Genomic DNA, 26702 nt, shown 5'->3' on the forward strand with positions numbered 1-26702 from the left:
GGCACGGGCGACAGCTATCTGTGCCTGTCAGCGACGCATCATTTTGTCAGCGAGGCCTATGGCTCTGGCGGGCAGGACAGCGACGGCTATGCGTTCACGGGCCGCTATGTGCTGATGCCCGACACGGCCCCGATGGCGCCGCCGCGCCGGACCCGCGTTCCGGTGGTCCAGGGCCCGCAAACCGCCGAGGTTGTCGGCGAGGGCGAGATCGACTGCGACGAATACGGGCGGATTCTGGTGAAGTTCCACTGGGACCTGCACGAGAAATATTCCATGCGCTGCAGAGTCTCGCAGAACTGGGCTGGCAATGGTTGGGGCGGAATGGTCATACCCCGCATCGGGATGGAGGTGGTCGTCGATTACCTTGAAGGCGACCCCGACAAACCTCTGGTGACGGGCTGCGTCTATAACGGCAGGAACTCCGTCCCGTATGATCTGCCGGCGAACAAGACCGTCTCAACATTCAAATCCGACAGCCATAAAGGCAGCGGTTATAACGAATTCCGATTCGAGGATGAATCCGGGCGCGAAGAAGTGTTCATGCACGCCCAGAAGGACCACAACACCATCATCGAAAACGACGAGTCGCATTCGATCGGGCATGATCGCAGCAAGAGCGTCGGCAACGATCAGTCGGAATCCATCGGTCACGACAAGACCATCAGCGTCGGCAACAACCACTCCGAAAGTATCGGCAACGACATGCGCTATGATGTCGGCCGCAATCAGCAGGAAAACTACGGCAAGGATCACATTCACCGCGTCGGCAATGTTCACAAGCAGTCGATCTATTCCGACCACCTTTACGAGGCGGGGCGGAATTTCGAAGGCGAGGTTTTCGGGCGCTACACGCTGGATGTCGGCGAATCGATCACCAACAACACCAAGGTTCACACGCTCATGGCGTTTCAGAAGATCCAGGTGAAGGGGCCGGGCGGCAAGATGACGATAGATGCCAGCGGCATCACGCTGGAGGCGCCGACCATCTGGCTGAAGGGCAACGTCATCATGGGCGGGACCGGGGGATCGCAAGTGCCGACCCTTCAGATGGCCGCGCGCGAGGGTCTGCCGCTTTGCGAGGAATGCGCCAGCTTCGACGAGGAGGAAAGCTGATGCGTACCGTCGCACGCGTTGGTGACAAGCATCTGTGTCCCCGCCACGGCTCGAACGTGATTGTTGAAGGTGGAAGCGGCGTGGTCGAGGGCCGCGCAATCGCGCGGGTTGGCGACAAATGTGCCTGCGGCGGGGTGATTCTGGAGGGAGAGGCGGGTGCCCTATGCGACGGCCGACCTGTCGCCTATTTCGGCTCCAAGACCAGTTGCGGCGGAATTATCGCCGATTGTCAGGGCAGCGCCGTTCTCAAATAAAGGTTGTCCGGAATTTTTTTCGCGCCGACGCACAACCCTGAATTGTGCGACACCAACGCTCGATGCCTGATGGGGACAGATTCACCACGACAATAGTCCTGCAAAATAGCGGTTGCAGACTTTTGGAATGCACGGCGATTGACGCGTCTAAAAGGGCCTCGATTTGCACCCTGCCATGGATATTCGATGCAAAAACCGCGACGATGCGCGGATTTATTTACACAATCATTACAATATGATGGTTGAAGCGGACAGGGATACAATATGGTGTGAATCTGCAACCATGACGAGAATATGGACAATGACGGCGATTAACTGGGGCATAAGCTTTTTCTTGAGAATCGCGGTCAGCTGCGGCAGTCTGTTCAGATAGTGTTTTTGTTAAACTTCCGGTGTTTGGTGTGAACTGCGAACCAAAGGTACGCTTGACGAGGGCGGCAGAAAATCATGTCGCGCGGGGCGTTCGCTGCCCCGATGGTTCTGACGGGGGAATGCGCTGCGCATCGCGTTCCGCCCCACAGGCAGAAGTCCCGGGCCGACAGAAATGAAAAAGACCGAAGGTTCCTCTGCCCGCCGGGGCAATGACGGAATTCGCACATTTCTGCGCTTCGTGGCTGTGGGTGTTGTGAATACCGCCGTCGGCTATGGGATCTACGCGCTGGCGGTACTGTTCGGCGCGCCGCCACAGCTGGCGTTGATCCTGCAGTTTTTGCTTGGCGCGCTGTGGAACTTCCAGATGCACGCGAAGCTGGTTTTTGCGGTCAGCGGCTGGGGCCGTCTGCCCGCCTATATCGGGGCCTATCTTCTCATCTATTCCGCCAACGCCCTGGCGTTGCGGCTGGTATTGTCGCATGGCATCGGGCCGCTGATGGCGCAGCTTTTGCTGCTGCCGTTTGTGGTCGCCGCCTCGTGGCTGCTGATCGGATGGGTCATGGGCTATCACGCCCGCAGGAGGATCGGATGAGCGACCGGCAAGTGATTGGCAGCCACGCAGGCGCACGGCGTGGCATCGCGCTAAGGGATGTGGCGGTGGCCGCGCTGATTGCGCTGCTTCTGGCGGCGCTGTTCGGGCGGATCATGGGATATGAGCTGCGCCGCGACGAATTCATGTTCGTACCCCCGGCTGTTCTGCTTGAGGATCACGCGCTTTACAGCGACCTGTTCTACAATCACGTTCCCTATTCGGCATGGCTGTTCCGCGCCATGCATCTTGCGCTGCCGTGGATGGGGCTGCTTGCCGTAGCGCGGCTGACGATCTTTCTGGCCTGGCTGTTGCTTCTGGGCAGCGCGGCCTGGATCGGCTGGCGGCTGACCCGGTCGGCGGTGATGGCGCTGTTCGGGCCGGTAAGCTTCATCAGCGCAGAGGTGCTGTTGGGTCAAGCCGGTATGGCTGCGACCAACAACCTGCTGCCGCTGCCCTTCGCGCTTCTCGGGCTTGGGCTGCTGGCGATTTCGCTGGCAGAGCGTGACCTGTCCTTCACACGACTGTTTGCGGCGGGGGTTATGCTGTCCATCGCGGCGGGGATGAAGGCCAGTGCGATTGCGTTCATTCCGGCGGTCGCCATCGGGTGTTTTCTGCTGCCGCGGCGTATGGACGCGGCCGACAGGGCGCGCAAACTGGCCCTGCCGGTGGCGCTTGGCGGTATCGTTGGTGCGCTGCCGCTGATCTGGCTTGCGGTGACGCAAACCGACCTGTTCTTCGCCCATATCGCAGCCTATCATGCCGGCCCGCATATCGCATTCTGGCAGGACAATGCTGCGTCGGAACCCGGGCTGGCGCTTGGATCGTCGGACAAGCTGATGCTGGCCTGGTCGGTCTGGATGGTCGGCGCACCACTGCTTGCGCTGTTTGTGGCGGTATTGTCCTGGGCCATGATGCGCCGCGATCCGGCGCGGCCTGACGACAGCAACAGCGCGCTGCTTATCGTCGCGGCGGCGACCGCGACCGCCGCGCTGCTGGCCTTCGTGCCGACACCGGGCTTTCCACAATATTACATCGGCCCGCTTGTGGGGCTGCCTCTGCTGGCGGCGCTTGGCTGGCGCGCGCTGTCGCTCGACGCGCATCGCGGGCTGGCGATAGCGGTCAGGGTCGCGATGGCGCTGATGCTGGTGATCGCGTTGCCGCGGCTCGGGCTTGGCCTGAACGAGCTTCGTCACCCCGACAAGTTTACCACGGCAAAGGTGCAGCGTGGGGCCGATCTTCTGCGCCAGATACTGTCCGACAGCGGGTTGGACGGGGCAGGGCCGGTCGCCACGCTTTCGCCGATCTATCCGCTTGCGGCAGGGCTGGAGATCTATCCGGAATTTGCCGCCGGGCCTTTCGCGTATCGCATCGCGCCCTATACCGACGCGGAGCTGCGACCGCTTTACGCCATGGCCGGGGCTGACGATCTTCCCGCCCTGTTCGAAGCCAGCCCGCCTTCGGCGATCATGACCGGGTTCGATCCCGGCCTTGAAGCCCCCTTTGAAGATTACGCCCGCGCGAACGGCTATACGCCCCAGGACCTTCCCGCGATAACCGACCGATATGGCAGCGCGCGGCTGTGGCTTTCACCCCGCGCGGCCGCCGCAACAGAACAGACTGGAGACACCCAATGAAAACAATCCTGCTCGCAGGCGGCCTCGGCTCGCGACTGGCCGAGGAAACCGTGGCCATCCCGAAACCGATGGTCGAAGTCGGGGGCCGGCCGATCATCGCCCGCGTCATGGATATCTACAGCCATTTCGGCCATAACGAATTTATCGTTGCGGGCGGATATAAATGCTTGATGTTGAAGCAGTTTTTTGCCAATTATCATTTGATTGCTAATGATATCAGCGTTGATGTCGATACCGGCGGGCTGCAACTGAAGCCGATCTCTTCTGGTGGGTGGAATGTCAGCGTCGTCGATACCGGGGCGCTGACGATGACCAGCGGACGTATCCGCAGGCTTCGCGAATGGATCGGGGACGAGACCTTCATGGTCACTTATTCGGACGGATTGGGGAATGTCGATATCGGCAAGCTGCTTGAATTCCACCGCGCGCATGGGAAGCTTGCGACGGTGACCGCCGTGCAGCCACCCGCGCGCTTCGGGAATATGGAACTTGGCGACGGGGGGCAGGTCCACGCCTTCACCGAGAAGGTGCGCCGCTATGAGACTTGGATCAATGGGGGCTTCTTCGTTTTCGAACCGGGCGTATTCGACTATTTCACCGACGATAACGAGCCGCTGGAGCAGGCCCCGATGGTGCAGATGACCGAGGATCGTCAGCTTGTGGCCTATCGTCACTACGGGTTCTGGCACCCGATGGACACCATCCGCGACCGTAATGCCCTGAACGAGGTCAGCGACCGCGACCCGCCGCCATGGCTGGATTTCGACAATGTCGGCAAGGACGCCCAATCGGCGCCAAGGGCGGTCATCTGATGGTTGCTGCTGGGGAAGCAGGTTCAGGCGATCCGTTCGGCGGCATCTTTGCCGGTCGACGGGTGCTGCTGACCGGCCATTCGGGCTTCAAGGGCAGCTGGCTGACGCTCTGGCTTGATCGCCTTGGCGCACAGGTGCGTGGCGTGTCGCTGGCGCCCGAAACCGATCCGGCCCTGTTCGATGTCATTCGGGTGGATCGCCGTTGTGACAGCCGCTTCTGTGACATCAACGACGGCGCTGCGCTGTGGGATGCGGTCGCTGACTTTCAGCCAGAACTGATCATCCACATGGCGGCGCAGGCCATCGTCCGCGACAGCTATGACATGCCGGTCGCGACCTTCGCGACCAATGTCACCGGCACCGCCAATGTGCTGGAACTTGCGCGCCACATGCCGTCCGTCCGGGCGGCGGTCGTGGTGACGAGCGACAAATGCTATGAAAACAACGAATGGGACTGGGGGTATCGGGAAGCTGATCCGCTTGGCGGATCTGACCCCTACAGCGCCTCGAAAGCCTGCACGGAGCTAGTCGCACAGGCCTATCGCCGGTCTTTCTTCAGCGCGCCCGGAACGGCGCGGCTGGCATCCGTACGGGCGGGGAACGTCATCGGCGGCGGCGATTGGGCACCGCACCGACTTATCCCCGACATCGTGCGCGCGACCGCAGCCGGGCAGGAAGTCGAGATCCGGAACCCGGCCAGCGTCCGTCCCTGGCAGCATGTTCTGGAACCGCTATCGGGCTACCTGACTGTCGCGGCGCGGTTGCTGGGTGATGATGCCTCAGCGGCAGCGCAGGCCTGGAACTTCGGCCCCGATATCGACGCGACGGTGCCGGTCGGCGACATCTGTCGCATCTTTGCCGAATGCTGGGGCGATAACGGCCCGCGCTTCGCCTTCCGCCACAACCCCGATGCCCCGCACGAGGCGGGGCTTCTGCGGCTGGACAGCACGCGCGCGCGTCTGCATCTCGGCTGGCGACCCCGGCTTGGACTTCGCGATGCGCTGCGCATGACAGCGGAATGGTACCGCGCCCATGCTGAGGCCGCGGACCTGAATGCGCTTACCCTCACACAGATAAAGGAATTCGAGGCGTTGATGACGCCTTCCCCACGGCACGAAGAATAGGAGATCGAGATGCGCGTGAATTATGGTCAGACAGTCCACGGCGAAGAGGAGATTGACGCCGTGGTCAAGGTTCTGCGCAGTTCGACCCAGATGGGGAAGCACGTCCGCGAGATGCAGGAGGGGGTCACCGCCCTGTTCGAGAAGCGCCACGGAATCATGGTCAATTCCGGCTCTTCAGCGAACTTTATCGCTGTCGCGCTGCTGGATCTGCCGACCGGGTCCGAAGTTATCACGCCGGCACTGACCTTCGCGACCACCGTTGCCCCGATCGTGCAGCATGGCCTGATCCCTGCCTTCATCGACGCGGAGGAGGGGACGTATAATGCTGACGCGACCCAGATCGAGGAAATGATCGGCCCGAACACGAAGGCCATCATGATCCCGTCGCTGATCGGAAACCTGCCTGACTGGGTCCGCATCCGAAAGATCGCGGATAAGCACGGCCTGAAGGTGATCGAAGACAGCGCTGACACGCTTGGCGCAACGATCGGCGGCGTCTCGACCGGGGTGAATTCGGATATTTCGACCACCAGCTTTTACGGCAGCCACGTCATCAACGGCGCTGGAAATGGCGGAATGCTGTGCGTCAATGACGATGATCTCGGCCGGCGCGCATTGCTGCTGCGAAGCTGGGGGCGCACCTCTTCGCTTTTCCAGGAAGGCAGTGAGGCAATCGAAAACCGCTTCAATGTCAGTCTCGACGGGATTTCGTACGATGCCAAGTTCCTTTTCGAGGAACTTGGCTACAACCTCGAACCCTCAGAGGTCAGCGCGGCATTCGGGCTTGTGCAACTGGGCAAGCTGGACCGTAACATCACGGCACGCGAGGAAAACTTTGCCCAGCATCTGAATTTCTTCCGCCAGTTCGAGGAATGGTTCATCCTGCCGCGGCAACTGCCCGATTCGCGCACGGGCTGGCTGGCCTTCCCGCTGACCATTCGCGAATCCGCGCCCTTCACACGGCGCGAGATGCAGATCTGGCTGGAAACGCGCGATATCCAGACGCGGCCCGTCTTTACCGGCAACATCTTGCGCCAGCCGGCGATGAAAAACATCGAATCGCGGACCAGGGCCGACGGTTATCCCGTCGCCGACGAGGTCATGCGCGGCGGTATCCTGCTGGCCTGCCATCACGGGCTCGATCAGCCACAGATCGACCACATGCACGATTCCTTCACCGCCTTCGCCAACCAATACCGTTGAGGAACACTTCGATGACCGATTCGCGCCCGAGTGTCATGGACAATTGCCGCGCCTGCCTTTCGCCGCGCATGATGCTTTTCCTGCCGATGGGCGATCACCCGCCCGCGAACATGTTTGTTCGCCCGGAAGATGCAGATAAGCCGCAGCCCGCCTTTCCGCTGAACACGCAAGCCTGTCTCGATTGCGGGATGATCCAGGTTGCCGATCAGATTCCTGACGGATTCTTCAGGCATTATCTTTATATCCCCTCGGGCGCGACGACGATGCACAGCCATTTCGAGGGGCTGGCGAAGGTTCTGGCAGATCGTGCGGATGGCGGGCTGATCGTCGATATCGGGTGCAATGACGGCCTCATGCTCGGTTTTGCGAACCGAATTGGCGCGAAAACGCTTGGCGTCGACCCTGCTGCCAATCTGGCAGAGAAGGCTGCCGAGAAAGGGGTGGAGGTGCATGTCGCCTATTTCGGCCCCGAAACCGCCCGCGAACTGCGCGACGCGCGCGGACCGGCCAAGGTGATCTCGACCACCAACACGCTGAACCATATCGGTGATCTGACGGCGTTCATGCAGGGGGTCGATCTGCTTCTGGCTGACGACGGCTGGTTCGTGATCGAGGTTCCCTGGGCGCGTGACATCATCCGCACCAATCAGTTCGACAATGTCTATCACGAGCATATGTCGGAGATGAGCCTGAAATCGCTGGTCAAACTGGCCGAGCGGACCGGCATGGCCGTTGTCGATGTGACCTATCTGCCTGTTCATGGCGGATCAATGCGGGTCTTCATACGCAAAGCCGGCGCCGCCAGCGCCCCAAGCGCCGAAGTCCTGCGGATGCTCGCCGAGGAGGAGGAGGCCGGAATGGGCAGCGAGGCTGCCTTCACGGCCTTTGCCGACCGCGCCCGGCAGATTGGGGACGACCTTCGCGACCTTCTTGGAAAGCTGAAAGCCGAAGGAAAGACCATCGCAGGCTATGGCGCGCCCGCGAAAGGCAATACTTTGCTGAACTTCTTCCAGATTGGCCCGGAGACATTGGATTATCTCGTCGACCGCAATACATTGAAGCAGGGCCTGCTTTCGCCGGGGATGGGAATCGAGATCCTTGACCCATCCGCAATCGCCGAACGCAAGCCGGATTATCTGCTGGTTCTGGCGTGGAACTTCTTCGATGAAATACGCCGCCAGCTTGCTGACTATGAAGCTGCGGGTGGTCGGTTCATCTTGCCTCTGCCCTCTCCGCATGTTGTTACTTAGGCTGGAAGAGGTGGTGTATGGTGCGAGTCCTAATTACCGGGGGAACCGGGTTTATCGGCGCGCACCTCGTCAGGGATTGCCTGAAGCGTGGGGACGACGTTTCCGTGCTGACGCGGCCCGGCAGCGATCTTTGGCGGCTTGAAGATGTGCTGCCGCAGATCCGGCTTCATACCGTTGATGTTCTTGATCCGCGCGCGGTGAAAAAGGTGCTGGATGCCGAAAATCCGCAGCGCGTGTTCCTGATTGCGGCGGCCACGCGGTTTCGCCGCAAAAGCGGGCTGGGCGAGGTGGATCAGGCGTTGCGCGCCAATGTCGACCCGCTGCGGATCATGCTGGACGCGATTTCGGACCTGCCCGACCCGCCTGCCGCCGTGGTCCGCACCGGCACCCTTGCCGAGATATCGACCGACACCGCGGTCGAGGATGCGCCCGCGAATATCTATGGCCTTTCGCTTCTGATGGGCACGCATCTGCAGCGCATCTGGCGCGAATGGACCGGGATACCCGCGGTAACGGCGCGCCTGTGCCTTACATATGGCGCTGGCCAGTCCGAGGATTTCTTCATCCCCGAGGCAATTGCCAAGGCGCTGAACGGCCGGTTCGAGGCACCGCGCCAGCCCGGCGCGCGCAGGGATCTGCTGCATGTCGATGATGTCGTCGCCGCGCTTCAGCTGATTGCCGATCATGCCGGCGAGTTGCCCGCGACGATCAATCTTTCGACTGGTGATCCGCAGCGTCTCGGCGACGTTGGCGACATCATCGCCACCTTGACGGGACAGTCCGAGACGGCGCTTTCTCAGGTCGTGTCCGCCGATCAAGGCGCAGACGACATCGTTTCCTGCCCGCCTTCGGCGGAGCTGGCTTCGCTCGGCTGGATGCCGCGCGTAACGCTGCGCGAAGGCATCGCGCAGGTCATTGACTGGCAGCGCGAGCGCGATGCCACATCGCGAAGAAGGCATCTTGCATGAGTTTCATTTCCCTCCTCGTCCCCGCCTATAACGAAGAGGCCAATGTCCGTGACTGCTACGACCGCATGGCTGCCGTGCTGGAGGGTCTGCCCGATATAGAGGCAGAGATCATCTTCACCGACAACCATTCGACCGACCGTACGTTCGCTATCCTCAGCGAGATCGCGGCCGAGGATTCGCGCGTGCGGGTTTTCCGGTTTTCGCGCAATGTCGGCTATCAGAACTCGGTCATGTTCGCTTATAAGGCCGCGCGCGGCGACTGCGCGATCCAGCTGGACTGCGACCTTCAGGACCCGCCAGAGCTTATACCGCAGATGCTGGATCTGTGGCGGCAGGGCAATCAGGTCGTCTATGGCATCCGCAAGAAGCTGCCCGACGGGCCGGTCGTGGCAGCCCTGCGGCGCGGGTTTTACTGGTTCATTGACCGGATCAGCCCCGACGACCTGCCGCGCAATGCGGGTGAGTTCCGGCTGACCGACCGGGTTGTTCTGGACCAGATCCGGCGCAGCGAGGATCGCTCTCCCTATATGCGTGGCATGATCTCGGCGATGGGGTTCAAGCAGGTCGGCTTCGATTACGACCGCGCCGCCCGCACAGCAGGGGAGTCCAAATTCCCGCTGAAGGCGATGCTTTCGCTGGCGGTGGACGGCATGGTCAATCACTCGCTGGTGCCGCTTCGGCTGGCCTCGACCGTGTCGCTGTTCGCCGGGCTTTTCACCTTCCTGATCCTGCTGGGCTATCTGATCGGCAAGCTGCTGTTCGGTCAGCAATGGCCGCCGGGCTTTGCGACACTGGTCATTTTGCTGCTGATGTCGATGACGCTGAATGCGATGTTCCTGGGTATCCTTGGCGAGTATATCGGGCGGATCTTCATGCAGACAAAGAACCTGAACGCGCCCATCGTCGAGGCGACGCTGAATGTCGAAACCCTGCCCGTGGTCGAGACGCCGCCCGTCGCACAGGTTCCCGTGGCGCGCTGACGGCGCTTTGATCGGTGAAGGGCTGACCTTCGGCGAAAAGCGCCGTATAGACCTCTGAAACAGGAGTTTATCATGGCCATCCACCTGTATCAGAACGATTTGCCCGATGGGCTGGACCTTGGGTCGGTGGTCGCCATTGACACCGAAACCATGGGGCTGGACCCGCGCCGCGACCGGCTGTGCCTTGTGCAGATGTCGTCGGGCGATGGGGACGCGCATCTGGTGCAGATCGCGCCGGGACAGACCTCTGCGCCGAACCTGACGCGGATGCTGAGCGATCCCGGCGTCGTGAAGCTGTTCCATTACGGGCGCTTCGACATCGCCGCCATGCTGAATGCCTTCGGGGTCGTGACCGCGCCGGTCTGGTGCACGAAGATCGCGTCCAAGATGATCCGCACCTATACCGACCGGCACGGGCTGAAATATCTGCTTCAGGCGCTGGTGGGCGTCGATGTGTCAAAGCAGCAGCAGACATCGGACTGGGGAGCTGCCGAGCTGACCGAGGCGCAGCTGGAATATGCGGCATCGGACGTCCTGTATCTGCATCAGCTTAAGGACGAACTGGAAAAGCTGCTGGCCCGCGAAGGCCGGACTGAACTGGCGCATGCCTGCTTCGATTTTCTTCCTACCCGCGCCCAGCTGGACCTGATGGGCTGGGGGGATGAAAACGACATCTTCCATCACTAGATGCCAGCGATGAGCGAATATCTGGATACCGCCCGCCGCGTCATCGCGACCGAGGCTGATGGTCTGGCGGCCCTGTCTGCCAGTCTTGGCGATACGTTTGATCGCGCGATCGAAACGATTCTGGCCGCGCGGGGCCGCGTCGTCGTGTCGGGCATGGGCAAATCCGGCCATATCGCCCGCAAGATCGCGGCGACCTTCGCCAGCACCGGTACGCCGTCGCAATTCGTCCACCCGGCCGAGGCCAGCCACGGAGATCTGGGCATGGTGGCGGAAGGCGATGTGGTTATCGTGATTTCCAACTCCGGCGAGACACCCGAAATCGCCGATATTGTTGCCCATACCCGCCGCTTCAGCATTCCGCTGATCGGGATTGCCAGCCGCGAAGGCTCGACGCTGATCCGCCAGGCGGATGTGGCGCTGATCCTGCCGGCGTCGCCCGAGGCATGCGGCAAGGGGATCGTGCCAACCACCTCGACCACGATGACGCTTGCGCTTGGCGATGCGCTGGCGGTGGCGCTGATGGAACATCGCAGCTTCACGCCCGAACATTTCCGCACCTTCCATCCCGGCGGCAAGCTGGGCGCGCTGCTGTCCCGCGTCGGCGATCTGATGCACGAAGACATGCCGCTGGTCACGGAAGACACGCCCATGACCGAGGCGCTGCTGACCATCAGTCAGAAAGGCTACGGCGTGACCGGCGTCACCGGGGCCGACGGGCGGCTGGTCGGGATCATCACCGATGGCGACCTTCGCCGGCACATGGACGGGCTGCTGGATCACCGCGCCGCTGATGTGATGACTGCGAACCCGCGCACGATCGGCGCCGATCAACTGGCCGAGGCGGCGCTTGCCCAGATGCAGGACCGCAAGATCACCTGTCTTTTCGCGGTCGATCAAGGAATGCCGCGCGGCATCCTGCATATCCACGACTGCCTGCGTGCCGGGATGGTCTGATGCTGCGCTCTCGGCTGATCGCATGGCTCAGGATCATTCTGCCGCTGGCCGCGCTGGCGATCCTTTCGACAATGTTCCTTGTCAGTCGGACCCCCAATCCTGATGATGCGCTGCCCTATGCAGAGGTCGATGCCGAAGATCTGGCCCGCGACCCGCGCATGACCCGCCCCGAATTCGCTGGCGTCAGCGATGGCGGGGCAGAGGTGACGCTTACCGCGGCAGAGGCTCGGCCCGGCGCTGGCACCGACAGTTCGGCACAGCGTTTACGGCTGACATGGCGCACGAAGGACGGGCTTGCGGCCGATCTGACCGCGCCCGATGCGAAGCTTGACGGACAGGTCGTGCTGATGTCCGGCGGCGTTCGTATGACGACATCTGATGGATGGGCGATGACGGTGCCACAGGTCGAAAGCGATATGGAAACGGATCGGCTTCTGGGAACCGGCGGGCTGACCGCATTTGCACCGATGGGCCGGCTTGACGCGCAGACGGTCGAGATCACCCGGACCGATGACGGTCAGCAGCTATTGAATTTATCAGGCGACGTGCGTCTGGTATATCAACCCTGATCCGCCCTGAAAGGAACGATGATGCGCCGCGCTACGATTTTCGCATTTCTCATGTCGGGGCTGACCGCTCTGCCGGTCGCCGCGCAGACCGTGGCATTTGGCGGGATGAAGGCCGATACCTCTGCCCCGGTAGAGCTTGCGGCTGATAACCTGACCGTCAACCAGTCGAACGGGCAGGCGGAATTCACCGGCAATGTTCGCATCGGGCAGGGACAGATGAAGCTGTCTGCCGACAAGGTCGTCGTGCAGTATGTGCAGGGCGATACCAAAAAGATCGACAATCTGGAGGCGACGGGCAACGTCACGCTGGTCAATGGTGCTGACGCTGCAGAAGCGCAGCAGGCGACTTACGAGGTGTCCAGCGGAAATATCACGCTGATTGGTGACGTTCTGCTGACCCAAGGGGAAAATGTCATGTCGGGTGACAAAATCCTTGTCAATCTGGCGGATGGCACGGCGCAGGCATCCGGGCGCGTGCGGTCCGTTCTGCAACCGGGCAGCAACTGATGGCCGAGACTGTGCCGGCAGAGGGCCTCGCCGTTCGAAATCTGCGCAAGTCCTACCGAAAGCGCCCCGTCATCCGCGACGTTTCCATGGACCTCGCGCGGGGCGAGGTCGTCGCGCTGCTGGGTCCGAACGGGTCGGGCAAGACCACCTGCTTTTACTGCATAGCCGGCCTTGTCGCGCCTGATTCGGGACATGTCTATATCGACGGGCAGGACGTGACCGCACTGCCGATGTACCGGCGTGCGCGCATGGGCATCGGCTATCTGCCGCAGGAAATGTCGATCTTCCGCGGCCTGACGGTCGAACAGAACATCTCCGCCGTGCTGGAGGTGGTGGAGCCGAGCGCCCATCGCCGCCGTGACCGGCTGGAGGAACTCTTGGGCGAATTCTCCATCGGGCATATCCGGAACGCGTCGGCAATGGCGCTTTCGGGCGGGGAGCGCAGGCGCGCCGAGATCGCGCGCTGCCTTGCCTCGAATCCGAAATATCTTCTGCTTGACGAGCCCTTCGCCGGGGTCGATCCGATTGCGGTCGGCGATATTCGCGGGCTGGTCCATGATCTGAAATCGCGCGGGATCGGTGTGCTGATTACCGATCACAATGTCCGCGAGACACTGGGAATCGTCGACCGTGCCTATATCCTGCATGACGGTCATGTGCTGATGTCCGGCACCACCGATCAGATCATCGCCGACCCCCGCGTCCGCGAAGTATATTTGGGCGATACATTCAGCCTTTCCTGAGAAATCCGGCGGTTGGCGCGGATTGCGCATCAAGCCCGTCGTTGACAGACCCGCGGCCCGGTCGCAGACTGGCCCGATCCGGTGCGTCCCTGCCAGAGTCCGGCGGGGGCCGGACGAAGAAAGGGATAAAAGAATGCGTTATCAGATCAGTGGTAAGCAGATCGACATCGGCGAGGCCTTGACCCAGCACGTGCAGAACGAACTGGGGGAAACCATCGGGAAGTACTCTCAGCGCCCGACCGAAGCCATCGTCACCTTCTCGAAGAAGGCGCATATGCTGGTCTGCGATGTTCTTGTGCATCTTTCCACAGGTTTGACGGTTCAGTCCAAGGGCGACGCAGCGGAAATCTATGCTGCATTCGAAGAAGCCCGCGAGCGGATGGACAAGCAGCTGCGTCGCTATAAACGACGCCTGAAGGATCATCATAAGGACAGGTCCGAGCCGGTTGAATACGGCGCAGCCGGCATGTATGTGCTTCCCGCCGACGAGGATGAGTGGGAATCGCAGGACGATACGGGCCTGCAGCCGGTCATTGTCGCGGAAATGGAATCGCGCGTTCCGACGCTTTCGGTCGGTGACGCTGTCATGCAGATGGAACTTGCCGGCGCGCCGCTGCTGGTGTTCCGCAACGAGAAACATGGGGGCGTGAACGTCGTGCATCGCCGCGATGACGGCAATATCGGCTGGATCGACCCGCGCAACATCAGATAAGCCGCAGCGCGGTTTGACGCCTCGGGCCGGTGTCCGGGGCGTCAGAAAGACGGATCAGCATGCAACTCAGCAATATCGTGAAGCCGGGCGCCGTACGGACCTATCCGCAGGTGACGTCCAAGAAGCGGCTTTTTCAGGACATCGCCGATCTGGCGCATCAGGTCTATGGCCTTGATGCCAGTCAGACGCTCGATTCCCTGCAGGAACGAGAGAGTCTTGGCCCGACAGGCGTTGGCAACGGCGTGGCGCTGCCTCATGCGCGGCTGCATGGGCTGGACACCGTGGCGGGCGTTTTCGTGAAGCTCGACAAGCCGCTGGACTTTGATGCGGTCGACCGTCAGCCGGTCGATCTGGTCTTTGCGCTTTTCGCGCCGAAAGACAGCGGCGTGGATCATCTGAAGGCGCTGGCGCTGGTGTCGCGGACGCTGCGCGACAACGACCTGCGCGCGAAGCTGCGGGCCAATTCCGACCCGGCGGCGCTGCACGCGATTCTGACCTCTGGTCCCGGTATGCAGGCTGCCTGACTTGGTGTCCCGCCGATTCGGCCCTATATTGGCTGAATTGGAGGAGGAAAGTTCGATGACCAAGTCACCCACCGATCACGAACATCGCAGCGGCTCTGGCCGCGTGCGCGCCTACACGACGCAGGAACGCGAATCCGGCCTGCATCCCGCCGTCGAAGCCCTGCATCGCAGGCCACATTCGCGCGATGGCGATGAAGGCCGCAAGGCCAGCGAATACGCCCGGATCGAGCGCGGACGCGAAGAATAATCAGTCACGCAGCGCGCGCTCGGCACGCGTCCAGACCTTGCGCATCAGGCCGGGCAGCCCGAGGGGCGAAAACTCGTGCCGCGGCGTCCAGACGCCGCGTGTGGCTGCGCCCCCGGCGCAGGTCAGCCGCACATCCAGCCGCAGCGTGAAATGCGTGAAAACATGCTCTACCGGATCGAGGCTGTGCCAGTCTGCCTCTAACGGGGCTGGCAGGTCCGTCCCGTCCCATCCGCTTGACGGGAAAGCCAGCGTCCCCCCAAGCAGCCCCTTCGGTTCGCGTCTCTCCAGCAGCACTGCATCATCCGTCAGCGCCACCCACGCGATGCCGTGACGCTGCGGCTTTTCCGGTTTCGGACTGCGTCGCGGCAGCTCTGCCGCGATACCGGCAGCGCGGGAGGCGCAGTCCTTCACAAGCGGGCAGATCGCGCAGGCGGGCTTGCGCGGCGCGCAGATCGTCGCGCCCAGATCCATCATCGCCTGCGCAAAATCGCCGGGACGACCGGTCGGTGTCAGAGTATCGGCAAGCGCGACGAGTTCGGGCTTGGCGGCGGGCAGGGGTGTTTCGACCGCGAAAAGGCGGGCGACGACACGTTCCACATTCCCATCGACCACGGTTTCCGGCTGGTCATAGGCGATGGCACTGATCGCGGCAGAGGTATAAGGCCCGATGCCGGGCAGTTTCTGCAGCTCTGCCCGCGTCGCAGGAAATCCACCTGCGGCGGCCACGGCCCGCGCGCAGGCAAGCAGGTTGCGGGCCCGCGCGTAATATCCAAGACCGGCCCATTCGGACATGACCTGCGCGTCATCTGCCGCCGCCAGTGCCTTCACCGTCGGCCACAGCGTCGTGAAACGCAGGAAATAGTCGCGCACGGCGGCAACGGTTGTCTGCTGCAGCATGATCTCTGACAGCCAGACGCGATAGGGGTCTGGCTGCTGGCCGCGCGCCCGCGCGGCTGGCGAAACGCGCCAGGGCAGGTCGCGCGCATGGCGGTCATACCAGTCCAGCAGGACAGGGGCGAGATCACGCATGGCTCACAGCTTTTTTGGTCGGTCTCACTGGCATACCTGCGGCGGCTTGCTAAACTGACGCCGTTCTTAACCTGCGGAGCCCGCATGTCACAGCCCCCCCGCCGGTCGCGCGGTTTCCGGCAGGCGTCCAGCCTGCTTGATAAGCCGATCCGACATGCCGCCGAAGGGCGGGGTTTCGCCGTGGCGCGGCTTCTGACCAACTGGGTCGAGGTCGTCGGGGCCGATACCGCCGCAAAAGCCCGCCCGGTCAGGATATCGCATGGGCGGCGCAGCTTTGGCGCGACGCTGACGCTTCTGACCACGGGTGCCTATGCGCCGCTTCTGGAAATGCAGCTTCCCGCGATCCGAGAGCGGGTGAATGCCTGCTATGGCTATAACGCGATTTCGCGCGTGACGTTGACGCAGACCGCGCCAACCGGCTTTGCCGAAGGTCAGGCCGATTTCGACTATGGCGCCTCGGTTGCGAAAGATGCCGAGCCCGACCCTGAAACCCGGCGCGCCGCTGCGGCGTTGGCGGCGGGTATATCCGATCCTGCGCTGCAGGCTGCCGTCGCGCGGCTGGCGGCGCTTAAGCTGGCCCGTGCGGCCAAACCCAACCGAAAGGCCCATTCATGAGCTTCGAAATCCGTCATTTCCTGTCTGCGTCGCTGATCTCTGCCGCGCTGGCGCTTCCCGCTGCCGCACAGGATGCGACCCCGGTGCCGGATGCCGCAGCCCCCGCGCCCGCAGCGGATGCCACCACGGCTGAAGCAGCCCCCGCGCCCGCCGCGGCCGAGCCTGTCATTCAGGAAGACCTGTTTCTGGGCGAGGAAAGCGCGCCGCTGACGATCTATGAATATGCGAGCTTTACCTGCCCGCACTGCGCCGCGTTCCACAAGGACAGCTTCGAGACGCTGAAAAGCGAATATATCGACACCGGCAAGGTCCGCTTCGCGATGCGCGACGTCTATTTCGATCAGGTCGGTCTGTGGGCCGGGATCATGGCGCGTTGCGAGCCTGCGAAGTTTTATCCGATTGCCGGCATGCTGATGGACGAACAGTCCGAATGGCTGGGGGCGCAGGACGGTGCCGCGCTTGTCGATAACCTGCGCAAGATCGGCGCGAAGGCTGGCATGACCGCCGAGCAGATGGACGCGTGCTGGAACGATCAGGCGCAGGTCGCCAATCTGGTCGCGACCTTCCAGAAGAATGCCGAGGAAGACGGTATCAAGGCCACGCCAACCTTCATGATCGGCGGCGAGCAGGTCGAGAACCAGCCTTGGGAAGATCTGAAGGCCAAGATCGACGAAAAGCTTGCCGAAGCAGAAGCCAGTTCGGGTGACGCCGCCGCACCTGCCACGGACGCGGCCGCGCCTGCGGCCAACTGATGACGCCGCTCACCGGTCTCAAGGTCGTCGAGCTTGCGCGCATTCTGGCCGGTCCCTGGGCCGGCCAGATCCTTGCCGATCTTGGTGCGGACGTCGTCAAGGTCGAGGCACCGGAAGGCGACGATACCCGCCGGTGGGGTCCCCCCTTCATCGACCGCGAGGGCGACCGGTCGGCCGCCTATTTCCACGCTGCCAATCGTGGAAAACAGTCAGTCACTGCGGATTTTCGCACTGCCGAGGGTCAGCAGAAGGTGCGCGATCTGATCGCCGATGCCGATATTCTGATCGAGAATTTCAAGCTGGGCGGGCTGGCCAAATACGGGCTGGATTATGCCAGCCTTTCGGCGCTGAACCCGCGCCTCATCTATTGCAGTGTGACGGGCTTCGGCCAGACCGGCCCTTATGCGCATCGCGCCGGCTATGACTATATCATTCAGGGCATGTCGGGCCTGATGAGCGTCACCGGAGAGCCGGACGGCCAGCCCCAGAAGGTTGGTGTCGCGGTCACGGACCTGTTCACCGGGATATATGCCTCGACCGCGATACTCGCGGCGGTCGAGATGCGCCACAGGACCGGGCGCGGCCAGCATATCGACATGGCGCTGCTGGATGTCGCCGTCGCGATCATGGCCAATCAGGCGATGAACTATCTGGCGACCGGCGATGCGCCCTCTCGGATGGGAAACGCACATCCTAACCTTGTGCCGTATGCGGTCTTTGACTGCGCCGATGGGTGGATCATCATCGCCACCGGCAATGACAGCCAGTTCCGCAGGCTATGCGATGTGCTGGGCCTGCCCGCACTGGCGACTGCGCCCGACTATGCTACGAATGCCGACCGCATCCGCAACCGGGACGCGTTGACCGCAGCGATTTCGGCGGTGACACGGGGGCAGAAGCGTGACCTGCTGCTTGCCGCGCTTGAGGCGCAGGGCATCCCGGCGGGGCCGATCAACGATATGGGGGATGTCTTTGCCGATCCGCAGGTCGTCGCGCGTGCCATGCAGATCGCGCCGGGCGGGGTTCCGGGCGTGCGTCTGCCGGTGACGTTTTCCGAAGCGACACTGGCCATAGACAGGCCGTCGCCGCGCCTTGGTCAGGACGACCCGATCAGCGGCTGAAGCATACGGTCAAGCGGTTCCCAATCCTCAAGTTCCAGCCTGACCGGCAGGGCGAGCACGTTGCGCCGAAAGTCCTGCGGCAGACGCACGGCGTCCTTTTCGGTCGTGACAAGCTGCGCGCCGGTCAGCCTCGCCTCGGTCTGAAGGCGCTGCAACAGCGCGGGCGTAAAGGGCTGATGATCGTCAAGCGCTTCACCCCGCACCAGATCGGCACCGAGATCGCGCAATGTGGCAAAGAATTTCTCGGGATGGCCGATGCCTGCAAAGGCAAGGACACGATGATCGCGCCAGTCGATCCCGGTCTCAAGCGGCGCAAGCGCACCTTTCAGGTGCGGCAGATCAAGTGCCTGACCCCATTCGGCAGCAAAGCGGTCCTGCATCGCAGACGGTCCGATCGAAAGGACCGCGTCCGCGCGCGCAATACCGGCTGCGACCGGCTCTCTCAGCGGGCCGGCGGGAATGCACAAACCGTTTCCGAAACCCTTCGCGGCATCGACGACAACAAGCGACAGATCGTGCTTCAGCGCCGGGTCCTGAAAGCCGTCATCAAGCAGAATAAGCGCCGCACCGTCGCCGATTGCCGCCTCCGCGCCAGCGCGGCGGTCATCGGCCACCCAGACGGGCGCGAAGGCGGACATCAGCAGCGGTTCATCCCCCACTTCGGCTGCGTTGTGGCGGCGTTCATCGACCCGCGTGGGCGCGCGCGTTGTCCCGCCATAACCCCGGCTGACGATATGAACGGCGATGCCTTTTGCCTGAAGGCGCTGCGCAAGCGCGATAACCGTGGGCGTCTTGCCGGTGCCACCCGCATTTATGTTCCCGACGCAGATGACCGGAACAGCAAGTTCGGCGGGGTTGCCGCGCGCCAGCCGCCGCGCCGTCGCCGCGCCGTAAGCAGCGCCAAGCGGGCGCAGCAGCGTGGCCGAAAGGCCGGGCTTGCGGGCAAACCAGAAGGCTGGCGGGCGTCGGCTCATGCGGTGTCTCCGGTCGCAAGGTCACGGATGGCGTGGGCGATCCTGTTGGCAACGCCCGCCCCCCCGGTCGAGACGGCCCAGGCATTCGCCGCGATCTGGGCGGCCTGATCGGCGGCAAGAAGGGCCACCGCCGCCTGCGCGAGGCCAGATCCATCTTCGACCCTGCGCGCTGCACCTGCGCCGTCAAGCTGCGCCCATTCAGCAGAAAAGGGACCATCCTGCGGGCCGTGAATGGCAGCGGAACCAAGCGACGCGGCTTCGAACGGATCGCGGGCGGTCGTCGTCGGCCCTGCGAGGGTAGAACCCATGAAGCAGGATGCCGCAAGCCGATACCAAAGCCCCAGCTCGAACAGGTCGTCGGCAAGGTAGACATTCACCTCGTCTGTCGGGTCCTCGTCCAGACTGCGTTGCGCAACGATCAGGCCCGCATCGCTCATCCGGCTGGCCATGGCGTCTGCCCGGCGCGGATCGTCCGGAAGGGCAATCAGAATGGCGCGATGGCTGTAGCGTAGCACCGTCATGTGGGCATCTATCAGGGCCTGCTCTTCTGGCTCTGTCACGTTGATCGCGAGCCAAAGCTGGCGGCCCGTGAACGCTTCGGCCAGCGATTCACGCTCGGCCTCAAGATGCTTCAGCGGCTCTCTCGTCTGGGTGATCGGGCCGGTCACTTCGATCCGGCTTTCGCTGACGCCCATGTCGATCGCCGCATCACGGCTGGCGGCGTCGGGAAGCAGAAGCAGCGTCAGTTGCGACAGAACCGACCGCCTGCCAAGGCCCAGACTGGCCAAGCCCCAACCGCGTTCAGAGGCGCTGAGGCGGGTTTCGGCCAGCACGATCGGGATGTCGCGCGCCAGCGCTGCTTCGATCAGCGGGCGCGGCAGATCGGCGCCGATCAGAAGGATCGCCGCCGGGCGCATCGCGGAAATATGGGCATCCGCCTGCCCCACGCTCAGCGCAGCGTCAGGCACGGCGCTGATGCCGCGCGTTGCAAGATCGGGCGGCCCCCCCGCAGCGCGACTGACGGCGATCTGCAGCCCGCGCCTGCGCAACTGCATGAGAAGCTGGATCAGCGTCGGCGGCAGCCCACCATCCGGAAGCGAGGCGACGTCGCCGCCGATGCGCAGCCAGATCAGAGGACCGTCGCCGGTGGGCAGGGCAAGTTCGGGCAGCGGGGCGGCGGCGGACGCGGAATGTGGCTCGCGCCAGCGCTGCATCCAGCCGCGCAGCCCATGCCCTTGCGCCACGATCAGATGCCCAGTTCCGCCGTCGGGCTTGTCTCGCGGCCTTCGTCCATCAGGCGGTGCAGATGGGCGATGAAATAGCGGGTCTGGGCGCTGTCCACGGTGCGTTGTGCCGCGCCCTTCCATGCTGCATGGGCCGATGCGAAGTCCGGGAACACGCCGACCACGTCAATGGCCGAGGTGTCGCGGAACTCTGTCCCGTCAAGGTCTTTCAGCTCGCCCCCGAAAACGAGGTGCAGGCGCTGCTGCTGCTGGGTCATGGATGAACTCCTGATGTCGTCGATGGCCGGAACCTAAGCGTCCGCGCGCCGCGACGCAATCGCTGCGTCAGCCCGGTCAAGCGCGGCGGCTATCAGCGCGGGAACCTCTGGCGCGAGGCCGATCGGGTCAAGAAGCCTGCCTTCGAAACCCGCTTCCGCCAGCGCCTGCGGTATATCGTCTGTCACATGTTCGGCCCGGGTCGCGAAGAAAGGCAGCGCAATGGCATTCGGGCCAAGATCGCGGGCGGCGTCACGCAAGAAGGGCGCTTCCTCGATGAAGCCGGTGACAACGCGGCCAAGGCGCAGACGCAGAAGTTCCGCCATCGCCTCGGCCCCGTTGGCAGAGCCGCGCGCCCGCTTCGAACCATGCGCGATCAGCAGCAGCGTCACATCGTTCAGGCTCAGCCCGGCATCGCATGCGGCATCGCGCAACTTCGTCAGGCACAGCTCTGCCAGCGTCGGGTCAAGGCCGAATGGCGCATGGAGATAGGGATCAGCCGCCCCAAGTGCGGCAAGCCGGCGGGGAAGTTCCTTGCCGGTGAACCAGCCCGCCGCCATGAACATCGGATAGATCAGCGCGCGCGGTGCATCCGCGACGGCCCGCGCCAGCGCATCCGCATCGGCGAGCGTCGCACCCAGCACCGGGCGCGCAGCAAGCTGCGACACGGCAGCGGCAAGATCCTCGATCGCGGCCTGTTGTGGGCCAGGGTCCGAGGGCTGGCCATGGGCGATGATGATGACGGGTCGGGTCATACTGGTATCGGTTAGCGATTCTGGTTAGATCCTGTCAGCCAAACACGAGCGGCGCGCGATCTCAAGACAAGGGTGTCATGTCAGGCTGGGCAGAGTTCATTACCGCCTTCATTGCCTTTCTGGCGGCACATATGATCCCGATGCGGCCGCGGCTGAAATCGCGCCTTGTCACAATGCTGGGGCGGGCCGGTTATATCCTTGCCTTCAGCCTGCTGTCACTGGGCTTACTTTACTGGCTGCTGCTGGCAGCCGGCCGCGCGCCTTACGTCGAAATATGGCCGCAGGCGATCTGGCAGCGCTGGCTGGTGAATATCGCGATGCCGCTTGCGCTGCTGCTCTCGGTCTTGGCTGTCGGGCGGCGCAATCCGTTTTCGTTCTTGGGGCGGGCGGACGGATTTGACCCCGACCGCCCCGGCATCATCGGGCTGACGCGCCACCCGCTGATGTGGGCGCTTGCCATCTGGGCGGGTGCGCATCTTTTGGCCAATGGTGATCTGGCCCATGTTCTGCTGTTCGGCGTCATGCTGGCATTCGCGCTGTCAGGCGTCATCGGGGCCGAAATCCGTGCCCGGCGCAGTCTGCCCGACTTTCACATGCTTGCCAGGCGGACATCCCTCTGGCCCGGCGCTGCGCTGATCTCCGGCCGGTGGCGGCCGCGCGGCGCGCCTTCCGTGATGCGATTGATGATTGCGCTGCTGCTTTGGCTGCTGATCCTGCAGCTGCATCAGCCGCTGATCGGGGTGTCGCCGCTGCCCTGAAGCCTGAAGGCTTCGGGGATCGTGTCGCGCCCGTCCAGAACCAGATCGGCAATCATCCTTGCCGTGACGGGGGCCATGCCGAACCCGATCTTGAAGCCGCCATTCACCACGAACTGTCCCGGCCTGCCCGGCCATGCACCGATCAGCGGCGCGCGGGAACGGGCACGCGGCCGGATGCCCGCCCATCGCGACAGAATGGGCGCATCCGCAAGGGTCGGGCAGGTGATCCGGGCGCGGGCGATCACCGCGTCCAGCAGGCCGTCCACAGCATCATGCGCAAAACTATTTTCCGAGGTAGAGCCGATCCCGACCGTTCCGTCCGCATGCGGGACGATATGCAGGCCATCGGCATAGATCTGCGGTGCGTCAGGTGCGGAAAAATCCAGCAGCGCGCTTTGACCTTTGACGCCCTGACCAGCGTTCCGGCCAAGATCGTCGCCCAGCATGGCAAGACCCGGTGCGCCGTTGGCCCAGATCACCAGCCCCGACACCGCGCCGATTTCTGCCCGCTGCCCCACTGTCACATCGCCGCTTTTCGTGCGGATCGCTGCGGCGAGCGCCTCGCAGGCTTGGCGAGGCGACAGGCGCGCGGTCAGATCGTCCAGAAGCCACCAGCTATCGGGACTGTCGGGAATCAGCGCATTTTCGGGGCGCGTCTGCGTCAACCACATCCGTGCGGCACCCTGCCAGTGCCGCTGCGCGCCCTCGATCCGGGCGCGCAGCTTTGGCAGATCGGCGGCCGATACGGCCTGGATGCGTCCGGTCTGGGCATATCCCGGATCGCGGCCAGATGTTTCCGCGACCTCCTGCCAGAAGCGTGGCGCGTCCAGAAGGCTGTCGAGCTGCACCTGTTTCTTGACGTTCCAGCTATCGGGCGCATGCGGTGCCAGCGCGCCGACCGTTCCGCCCGATGAACCTGCGGCGATCCCGTTGGCTTCGATCACGCGCACGCTGTGGCCACGCCGGGCGATTTCCCAGCCGGCGGAAAGCCCCGCTATTCCCGCCCCAATCACGGTGACGCTTGCCATTCCGTCGCCCTTTCGCCAGTTGTGCCGCCGCAAGGAGTTAAACCCGATGAGCATTCAGAACCAGTCTCCCAAACTGGATTGGCGCGATGGCGGCGTGCCGGTTTCGACCATTTTCGACGATCCGTATTTCAGCCTCGCTGGCGGTCTGGCCGAGACGCGGCACGTTTTTCTGGGCGGGAATGACCTGCCCCAAAGGCTGAGGCCAGGCTTTCATGTTGCTGAACTTGGGTTCGGGACGGGGCTGAACCTGCTGGCACTGGCCGAGATCGCGACCCAGCCGATCCGCTTCACCAGCTTCGAAGCTTTTCCGATGGATGATGCGCAGCTTGCGCGCGCGCATCAGGCATTCCCGGAGCTCTCCGGCCTGACCGAACAACTTCGCCTCGGCTATGGCACGCGCCGGTTCCGGGTCGGTCTGGTCGACGTCGACCTGGTCATCGGCGATGCGCGCGACACGCTGTCGCGCTGGCAGGGTGCGGCGGATGCGTGGTTCCTTGACGGCTTTTCGCCCGCGAAGAACCCTGAACTCTGGGGTTCTGCATTGATGGGCGAAGTCGGTGCGCACACGGCTCCGGGTGGAACCTTTGCCACATATTCCGCGGCCGGTCACGTCCGTCGCGCGCTGGAAGCGGCAGGCTTCCGGGTCGAGCGCGCGCCGGGTTATGCCGGAAAGCGCCATATGAGCCGGGGCACGCGCCTGTAATGCCTTAGCCGCCGGCCGGATTTGCCGAAGCTGCAGCATCCGGACGCGGCGCGGGCCGTGTGCCGACCGGCGCGGCGCTTACCGGGGCCGGCGCAAGTGCCTCTGTCTCGGCAAATGCGGCAGCAGCGGCTGACAGCGGATCTCCTTGCTGCGGGGGCGGGTTCGAACGGGTCAGCACCTCGGCCAGGGTCTGGCGCGGCTTTGGCGGCGGTGGAACATAGCCGTCGCCGGTCAGATCCTTCGTCGGCGTCGGTGGGACCGGATGACCCGCGATCCGCGCACGATAGATCGGCAGCGCCTCGGTCACGCGCATGACATAGTTGCGGGTCTCGTCGAAGGGAATCATTTCGACCCAGTCGACCGGATCGGTTTCAGTCCTGATGTCGCCGAACCGTTCGGTCCATTGGCGCGACCGCCCCGGCCCTGCGTTATAGCCCGCAGCGACGAGCGCCGATGACGGCCCGAAACGCTCGCGCAGGGTGTTCAGATACGCGGTGCCAAGGCGGGCGTTATAGAACGGGTCTTCGGTCAGCCGGGCGCGGTCGTAATGCAGCCCGGTCTTTTCCGCCATCTGCTGCGCCGTCGCCGGCATAAGCTGCATGAGCCCAAGCGCGCCGACATGCGACGAAACGGTGTGATTGAACTCTGATTCCTGGCGAGAGATCGACATGACGAGTTCTGCCGGCAGGTCCAGCTTTTCGTGTTCAAGTCCGGTCAGCGGGAAATAAGCGGCGGGAAACACTGCGCCCTGTGCCGCCGCGCGCTTGGCAAGGCGCAAGGCGTGCCAGGGATAGCGCATTTCCAGCGTCACGCGGGCCATGCGGGCTATATCCTCGGGCGTGGCGCTTTCGGACAGATGCAGCAGGAAACGCTGGCCAAGGTCGGGCTGGCCCGCAGCAAAGGCGAATATGCCCGCCTGAAACACCTCGTTTTCCAGCAGTGCAGAGCGCCGCCATTGCGGCAGGGCAGCGTCCGCACGACCCGGAACCGAAAGCGCCGGGTCGGGCGGGGCGCCGATGCGTTCGGCGGCGAGCTGTCCGTAATAAGTCGATTGCAGTTTCGCCCCGGCCTCGAATGCGGTGCGCGCGGCGTCGGCTTTGCCTGCGGCTTCGTTCGCGCGGCCCTGCCAATAGAAGGCGCGGGCCTGACTGACGACACCCTTGGTGCCGTCGGCAAGATGGATGAAATGCTGAAGCGCGCGGTCTGCCACGCCGCCGCGCAGCGCCGCGTAGCCGGCAAGGAATTCAAGATCCGCAAAGGCCTCGCTTCCCGGTGAAAGGAAATGCGGTGCGGCAATCGCCTCTGCCTTGGCCCATTCGCCGTCCCGCAGATGCGCGCGGGCGTAATCGGCGCGGGCATCCGCCCAGACATCCGGCCTGCGCAACGCCTCGGCAGAGGTCGAGCGTTCCAGCATCAACTCTTCCGCGAGATCGCCCATCTTGGCCTGCACCCGCCAACGGAAACGGTCCATCGCAAGACCGGCATCGTCGCGCTGCGCCTCGGGCAGCGCAAGGATCAGGGCATCGGCGCCGCCGCGCCGGGCTTGCGTCGCGATCCGTGCCTCGGCCAGCGGACGCGCGGCGTCGGTCATGCGCGACAGCCCTTGTTGCGCGGCCTGCCATTCGAACTGATCCAGCAGCATGAAGACGCGCGCATCGGCCAGATTGGCCAGATCGGCCCCGTTCGCGGCAAGGAAAGCAGTTTCTTCTGCCGCGCTCATCGGAAGGCTGGTCCAGATGCGCTGTGCTTCGGTGCGGGCGGCATCGGGATCGCGGGCTTTCAGCGCCGCGACAAGCGCGGACGCACCGGCCCCGGTTTGCGGTTCGTGTCCGGCGAACCAGTCGATCACATCCTGTGCCGGGGTCGTGGCGGAAATCGTTGCCTCGCCCCGCTTGTAAAGCAGTTCCATACCCGGCCAGTCGGCGTGATCGCGTGCGAAGGTCAGATAGTCGGCGAAGCTGCCCCGCCCGGCGCGCAGTTCGTGCCAGCTCACCAAACGCTCGGCCAGTGGGCCGGATTTCGCCGCGGCATCATTCGCCGCAGTCCAGTTTTTTGCCCCCGCCGCGGTCAGCGCTGTCGCCATATCGGGCAGCGATTCCGACCGCGCGGGCAGGGCGGCGGCGACCGCGAAAAGTCCGGCCAGTATTATGTCACGGAAAGGATACATCATTGCGCCCAATGTGCGGCGGCGTCGCGCCGGCTGCAATTCACATCCTTGGCAAA

At 63.6% G+C, this 26702-nt stretch carries 30 protein-coding genes; 23 read left to right on the forward strand and 7 right to left on the reverse strand.

Annotation, left to right across the window (positions count from 1 at the left end; all coding sequences use genetic code 11):
* The 18 genes from FQV27_RS15735 to FQV27_RS15820 form a co-directional block, all read left to right on the forward strand.
* A partial coding sequence (locus FQV27_RS15735; RefSeq protein ID WP_147100373.1) for a type VI secretion system Vgr family protein occupies window positions 1-1113 on the forward strand: 1113 nt, incomplete at its 5' end.
* A complete protein-coding gene (locus tag FQV27_RS15740) occupies window positions 1113-1367 on the forward strand; it encodes a PAAR domain-containing protein (RefSeq protein WP_147100375.1) in 255 nt (84 codons plus the stop codon). The genes FQV27_RS15735 and FQV27_RS15740, both read left to right, overlap by 1 nt.
* Window positions 1368-1911: 544 nt before the next feature.
* Window positions 1912-2331 carry a GtrA family protein gene (locus tag FQV27_RS15745; protein WP_147100378.1) on the forward strand — a complete coding sequence of 140 codons (420 nt, stop codon included), beginning with the start codon at window positions 1912-1914 and terminating at the stop codon, window positions 2329-2331.
* Window positions 2328-3965 (forward strand): hypothetical protein, encoded by a 1638-nt coding sequence (locus FQV27_RS15750; RefSeq protein WP_147100380.1) that lies wholly within the window; start codon window positions 2328-2330, stop codon window positions 3963-3965. Before FQV27_RS15745 ends, FQV27_RS15750 begins: the two co-directional genes overlap by 4 nt.
* Entirely contained in the window at window positions 3962-4777 is an 816-nt protein-coding gene (gene rfbF / locus FQV27_RS15755) for a glucose-1-phosphate cytidylyltransferase (RefSeq protein ID WP_147100382.1), read from the forward strand. The genes FQV27_RS15750 and rfbF overlap by 4 nt, the downstream gene beginning before the upstream one ends.
* Entirely contained in the window at window positions 4777-5901 is a 1125-nt protein-coding gene (gene rfbG, locus FQV27_RS15760) for a CDP-glucose 4,6-dehydratase (protein ID WP_147100384.1), read from the forward strand. Before rfbF ends, rfbG begins: the two co-directional genes overlap by 1 nt.
* Before the next feature lie 9 nt (window positions 5902-5910).
* The gene (locus FQV27_RS15765; RefSeq protein ID WP_147100386.1) at window positions 5911-7104 is read left to right on the forward strand and encodes a DegT/DnrJ/EryC1/StrS family aminotransferase; all 1194 of its coding nucleotides are present in this window, start codon (window positions 5911-5913) and stop codon (window positions 7102-7104) included.
* 11 nt (window positions 7105-7115) lie between these two features.
* Window positions 7116-8354 carry a class I SAM-dependent methyltransferase gene (locus tag FQV27_RS15770; protein WP_147100388.1) on the forward strand — a complete coding sequence of 413 codons (1239 nt, stop codon included), beginning with the start codon at window positions 7116-7118 and terminating at the stop codon, window positions 8352-8354.
* A 17-nt stretch (window positions 8355-8371) separates the two neighbouring features.
* Window positions 8372-9322, forward strand: a complete 951-nt coding sequence (locus FQV27_RS15775) for an NAD-dependent epimerase/dehydratase family protein (protein ID WP_147100390.1) — start codon at window positions 8372-8374, stop codon at window positions 9320-9322.
* Window positions 9319-10302 carry a glycosyltransferase family 2 protein gene (locus FQV27_RS15780; protein ID WP_147100392.1) on the forward strand — a complete coding sequence of 328 codons (984 nt, stop codon included), beginning with the start codon at window positions 9319-9321 and terminating at the stop codon, window positions 10300-10302. The genes FQV27_RS15775 and FQV27_RS15780 overlap by 4 nt, the downstream gene beginning before the upstream one ends.
* A gap of 72 nt (window positions 10303-10374) precedes the next feature.
* Window positions 10375-10989 carry a ribonuclease D gene (locus FQV27_RS15785; protein WP_147100394.1) on the forward strand — a complete coding sequence of 205 codons (615 nt, stop codon included), beginning with the start codon at window positions 10375-10377 and terminating at the stop codon, window positions 10987-10989.
* 9 nt (window positions 10990-10998) lie between these two features.
* The gene (locus FQV27_RS15790) at window positions 10999-11943 is read left to right on the forward strand and encodes a KpsF/GutQ family sugar-phosphate isomerase (RefSeq protein WP_147100396.1); all 945 of its coding nucleotides are present in this window, start codon (window positions 10999-11001) and stop codon (window positions 11941-11943) included.
* Window positions 11943-12512: a hypothetical protein gene (locus tag FQV27_RS15795; RefSeq protein ID WP_147100398.1), complete on the forward strand. Its 570-nt coding sequence runs from the start codon at window positions 11943-11945 to the stop codon at window positions 12510-12512. The genes FQV27_RS15790 and FQV27_RS15795 overlap by 1 nt, the downstream gene beginning before the upstream one ends.
* A 21-nt stretch (window positions 12513-12533) precedes the next feature.
* Complete coding sequence (lptA, locus tag FQV27_RS15800) at window positions 12534-13019, forward strand: lipopolysaccharide transport periplasmic protein LptA (protein WP_342779894.1); 486 nt, start codon at window positions 12534-12536, stop codon at window positions 13017-13019.
* Entirely contained in the window at window positions 13019-13762 is a 744-nt protein-coding gene (lptB, locus tag FQV27_RS15805; protein ID WP_147100403.1) for an LPS export ABC transporter ATP-binding protein, read from the forward strand. The genes lptA and lptB overlap by 1 nt, the downstream gene beginning before the upstream one ends.
* A gap of 133 nt (window positions 13763-13895) precedes the next feature.
* A complete protein-coding gene (hpf, locus tag FQV27_RS15810; RefSeq protein ID WP_147100405.1) occupies window positions 13896-14474 on the forward strand; it encodes a ribosome hibernation-promoting factor, HPF/YfiA family in 579 nt (192 codons plus the stop codon).
* Window positions 14475-14533: 59 nt separating this feature from the next.
* Complete coding sequence (locus tag FQV27_RS15815; RefSeq protein WP_147100407.1) at window positions 14534-14998, forward strand: PTS sugar transporter subunit IIA; 465 nt, start codon at window positions 14534-14536, stop codon at window positions 14996-14998.
* A 55-nt stretch (window positions 14999-15053) separates the two neighbouring features.
* Complete coding sequence (locus FQV27_RS15820; RefSeq protein ID WP_147100409.1) at window positions 15054-15245, forward strand: hypothetical protein; 192 nt, start codon at window positions 15054-15056, stop codon at window positions 15243-15245.
* Here the strand turns inward: FQV27_RS15820 and mutY are convergent, their stop codons facing one another.
* The gene (mutY, locus tag FQV27_RS15825) at window positions 15246-16274 is read right to left on the reverse strand and encodes an A/G-specific adenine glycosylase (protein WP_147100411.1); all 1029 of its coding nucleotides are present in this window, start codon (window positions 16272-16274) and stop codon (window positions 15246-15248) included.
* A gap of 84 nt (window positions 16275-16358) precedes the next feature.
* Between mutY and FQV27_RS15830 the strand changes: the two genes are divergently transcribed.
* From FQV27_RS15830 to FQV27_RS15840, 3 genes are read left to right on the forward strand one after another with little or no spacing between them, the layout of a single operon-like run.
* Entirely contained in the window at window positions 16359-16889 is a 531-nt protein-coding gene (locus tag FQV27_RS15830) for a DUF721 domain-containing protein (protein WP_147100413.1), read from the forward strand.
* The gene (locus tag FQV27_RS15835; RefSeq protein WP_147100415.1) at window positions 16886-17641 is read left to right on the forward strand and encodes a DsbA family protein; all 756 of its coding nucleotides are present in this window, start codon (window positions 16886-16888) and stop codon (window positions 17639-17641) included. The genes FQV27_RS15830 and FQV27_RS15835 overlap by 4 nt, the downstream gene beginning before the upstream one ends.
* Window positions 17638-18762, forward strand: coding sequence for a CaiB/BaiF CoA transferase family protein (locus tag FQV27_RS15840; protein ID WP_147100417.1), 1125 nt, complete (start codon window positions 17638-17640; stop codon window positions 18760-18762). The genes FQV27_RS15835 and FQV27_RS15840 overlap by 4 nt, the downstream gene beginning before the upstream one ends.
* On the opposite strand, the gene lpxK is transcribed toward FQV27_RS15840, so the two are convergent.
* From lpxK to FQV27_RS15860, 4 genes are read right to left on the reverse strand one after another with little or no spacing between them, the layout of a single operon-like run.
* On the reverse strand, window positions 18738-19736 hold the full coding sequence (gene lpxK, locus FQV27_RS15845; protein ID WP_147100419.1) for a tetraacyldisaccharide 4'-kinase: 999 nt from the start codon (window positions 19734-19736) through the stop codon (window positions 18738-18740). The genes FQV27_RS15840 and lpxK overlap by 25 nt on opposite strands.
* Complete coding sequence (locus FQV27_RS15850; RefSeq protein ID WP_186827329.1) at window positions 19733-20980, reverse strand: 3-deoxy-D-manno-octulosonic acid transferase; 1248 nt, start codon at window positions 20978-20980, stop codon at window positions 19733-19735. The genes lpxK and FQV27_RS15850 overlap by 4 nt, the downstream gene beginning before the upstream one ends.
* Window positions 20981-20982: 2 nt before the next feature.
* Window positions 20983-21237 (reverse strand): DUF4170 domain-containing protein, encoded by a 255-nt coding sequence (locus FQV27_RS15855; protein WP_147100423.1) that lies wholly within the window; start codon window positions 21235-21237, stop codon window positions 20983-20985.
* Window positions 21238-21270: 33 nt separating this feature from the next.
* Window positions 21271-21990, reverse strand: a complete 720-nt coding sequence (locus tag FQV27_RS15860; RefSeq protein ID WP_147100427.1) for a sirohydrochlorin chelatase — start codon at window positions 21988-21990, stop codon at window positions 21271-21273.
* 77 nt (window positions 21991-22067) lie between these two features.
* Between FQV27_RS15860 and FQV27_RS15865 the strand changes: the two genes are divergently transcribed.
* Window positions 22068-22748: an NnrU family protein gene (locus FQV27_RS15865; RefSeq protein ID WP_147100429.1), complete on the forward strand. Its 681-nt coding sequence runs from the start codon at window positions 22068-22070 to the stop codon at window positions 22746-22748.
* Here the strand turns inward: FQV27_RS15865 and FQV27_RS15870 are convergent.
* The gene (locus FQV27_RS15870; RefSeq protein ID WP_147100435.1) at window positions 22715-23776 is read right to left on the reverse strand and encodes an NAD(P)/FAD-dependent oxidoreductase; all 1062 of its coding nucleotides are present in this window, start codon (window positions 23774-23776) and stop codon (window positions 22715-22717) included. The two genes, FQV27_RS15865 and FQV27_RS15870, sit on opposite strands and share 34 nt — an antisense overlap.
* 46 nt (window positions 23777-23822) lie before the next feature.
* Here FQV27_RS15870 and mnmC2 point away from each other — a divergent pair, with 46 nt between their 5' ends.
* Window positions 23823-24479 carry a tRNA (5-methylaminomethyl-2-thiouridine)(34)-methyltransferase MnmC2 gene (gene mnmC2 / locus FQV27_RS15875; protein WP_147100438.1) on the forward strand — a complete coding sequence of 219 codons (657 nt, stop codon included), beginning with the start codon at window positions 23823-23825 and terminating at the stop codon, window positions 24477-24479.
* 4 nt (window positions 24480-24483) lie between these two features.
* Here mnmC2 and FQV27_RS15880 read toward each other — a convergent pair whose 3' ends face one another.
* Complete coding sequence (locus FQV27_RS15880) at window positions 24484-26685, reverse strand: lytic transglycosylase domain-containing protein (RefSeq protein ID WP_246133133.1); 2202 nt, start codon at window positions 26683-26685, stop codon at window positions 24484-24486.
* Between the last annotated feature and the right edge of the window lie 17 nt (window positions 26686-26702).

Source organism: Paracoccus aurantiacus (assembly GCF_007993065.1).
Taxonomy (GTDB): domain Bacteria; phylum Pseudomonadota; class Alphaproteobacteria; order Rhodobacterales; family Rhodobacteraceae; genus Paracoccus; species Paracoccus aurantiacus.

Coding starts and splice junctions, on each gene's coding strand:
- FQV27_RS15740 (WP_147100375.1), top strand. CDS start 1,113: ATGCGTACCGTCGCACGCGTTGGTGACAAGCATCTGTGTCCCCGCCAC.
- FQV27_RS15745 (WP_147100378.1), top strand. CDS start 1,912: ATGAAAAAGACCGAAGGTTCCTCTGCCCGCCGGGGCAATGACGGAATT.
- FQV27_RS15750 (WP_147100380.1), top strand. CDS start 2,328: ATGAGCGACCGGCAAGTGATTGGCAGCCACGCAGGCGCACGGCGTGGC.
- rfbF (WP_147100382.1), top strand. CDS start 3,962: ATGAAAACAATCCTGCTCGCAGGCGGCCTCGGCTCGCGACTGGCCGAG.
- rfbG (WP_147100384.1), top strand. CDS start 4,777: ATGGTTGCTGCTGGGGAAGCAGGTTCAGGCGATCCGTTCGGCGGCATC.
- FQV27_RS15765 (WP_147100386.1), top strand. CDS start 5,911: ATGCGCGTGAATTATGGTCAGACAGTCCACGGCGAAGAGGAGATTGAC.
- FQV27_RS15770 (WP_147100388.1), top strand. CDS start 7,116: ATGACCGATTCGCGCCCGAGTGTCATGGACAATTGCCGCGCCTGCCTT.
- FQV27_RS15775 (WP_147100390.1), top strand. CDS start 8,372: ATGGTGCGAGTCCTAATTACCGGGGGAACCGGGTTTATCGGCGCGCAC.
- FQV27_RS15780 (WP_147100392.1), top strand. CDS start 9,319: ATGAGTTTCATTTCCCTCCTCGTCCCCGCCTATAACGAAGAGGCCAAT.
- FQV27_RS15785 (WP_147100394.1), top strand. CDS start 10,375: ATGGCCATCCACCTGTATCAGAACGATTTGCCCGATGGGCTGGACCTT.
- FQV27_RS15790 (WP_147100396.1), top strand. CDS start 10,999: ATGAGCGAATATCTGGATACCGCCCGCCGCGTCATCGCGACCGAGGCT.
- FQV27_RS15795 (WP_147100398.1), top strand. CDS start 11,943: ATGCTGCGCTCTCGGCTGATCGCATGGCTCAGGATCATTCTGCCGCTG.
- lptA (WP_342779894.1), top strand. CDS start 12,534: ATGCGCCGCGCTACGATTTTCGCATTTCTCATGTCGGGGCTGACCGCT.
- lptB (WP_147100403.1), top strand. CDS start 13,019: ATGGCCGAGACTGTGCCGGCAGAGGGCCTCGCCGTTCGAAATCTGCGC.
- hpf (WP_147100405.1), top strand. CDS start 13,896: ATGCGTTATCAGATCAGTGGTAAGCAGATCGACATCGGCGAGGCCTTG.
- FQV27_RS15815 (WP_147100407.1), top strand. CDS start 14,534: ATGCAACTCAGCAATATCGTGAAGCCGGGCGCCGTACGGACCTATCCG.
- FQV27_RS15820 (WP_147100409.1), top strand. CDS start 15,054: ATGACCAAGTCACCCACCGATCACGAACATCGCAGCGGCTCTGGCCGC.
- mutY (WP_147100411.1), bottom strand. CDS start 16,274: ATGCGTGATCTCGCCCCTGTCCTGCTGGACTGGTATGACCGCCATGCG.
- FQV27_RS15830 (WP_147100413.1), top strand. CDS start 16,359: ATGTCACAGCCCCCCCGCCGGTCGCGCGGTTTCCGGCAGGCGTCCAGC.
- FQV27_RS15835 (WP_147100415.1), top strand. CDS start 16,886: ATGAGCTTCGAAATCCGTCATTTCCTGTCTGCGTCGCTGATCTCTGCC.
- lpxK (WP_147100419.1), bottom strand. CDS start 19,736: ATGAGCCGACGCCCGCCAGCCTTCTGGTTTGCCCGCAAGCCCGGCCTT.
- FQV27_RS15855 (WP_147100423.1), bottom strand. CDS start 21,237: ATGACCCAGCAGCAGCAGCGCCTGCACCTCGTTTTCGGGGGCGAGCTG.
- FQV27_RS15860 (WP_147100427.1), bottom strand. CDS start 21,990: ATGACCCGACCCGTCATCATCATCGCCCATGGCCAGCCCTCGGACCCT.
- FQV27_RS15865 (WP_147100429.1), top strand. CDS start 22,068: ATGTCAGGCTGGGCAGAGTTCATTACCGCCTTCATTGCCTTTCTGGCG.
- FQV27_RS15870 (WP_147100435.1), bottom strand. CDS start 23,776: ATGGCAAGCGTCACCGTGATTGGGGCGGGAATAGCGGGGCTTTCCGCC.
- mnmC2 (WP_147100438.1), top strand. CDS start 23,823: ATGAGCATTCAGAACCAGTCTCCCAAACTGGATTGGCGCGATGGCGGC.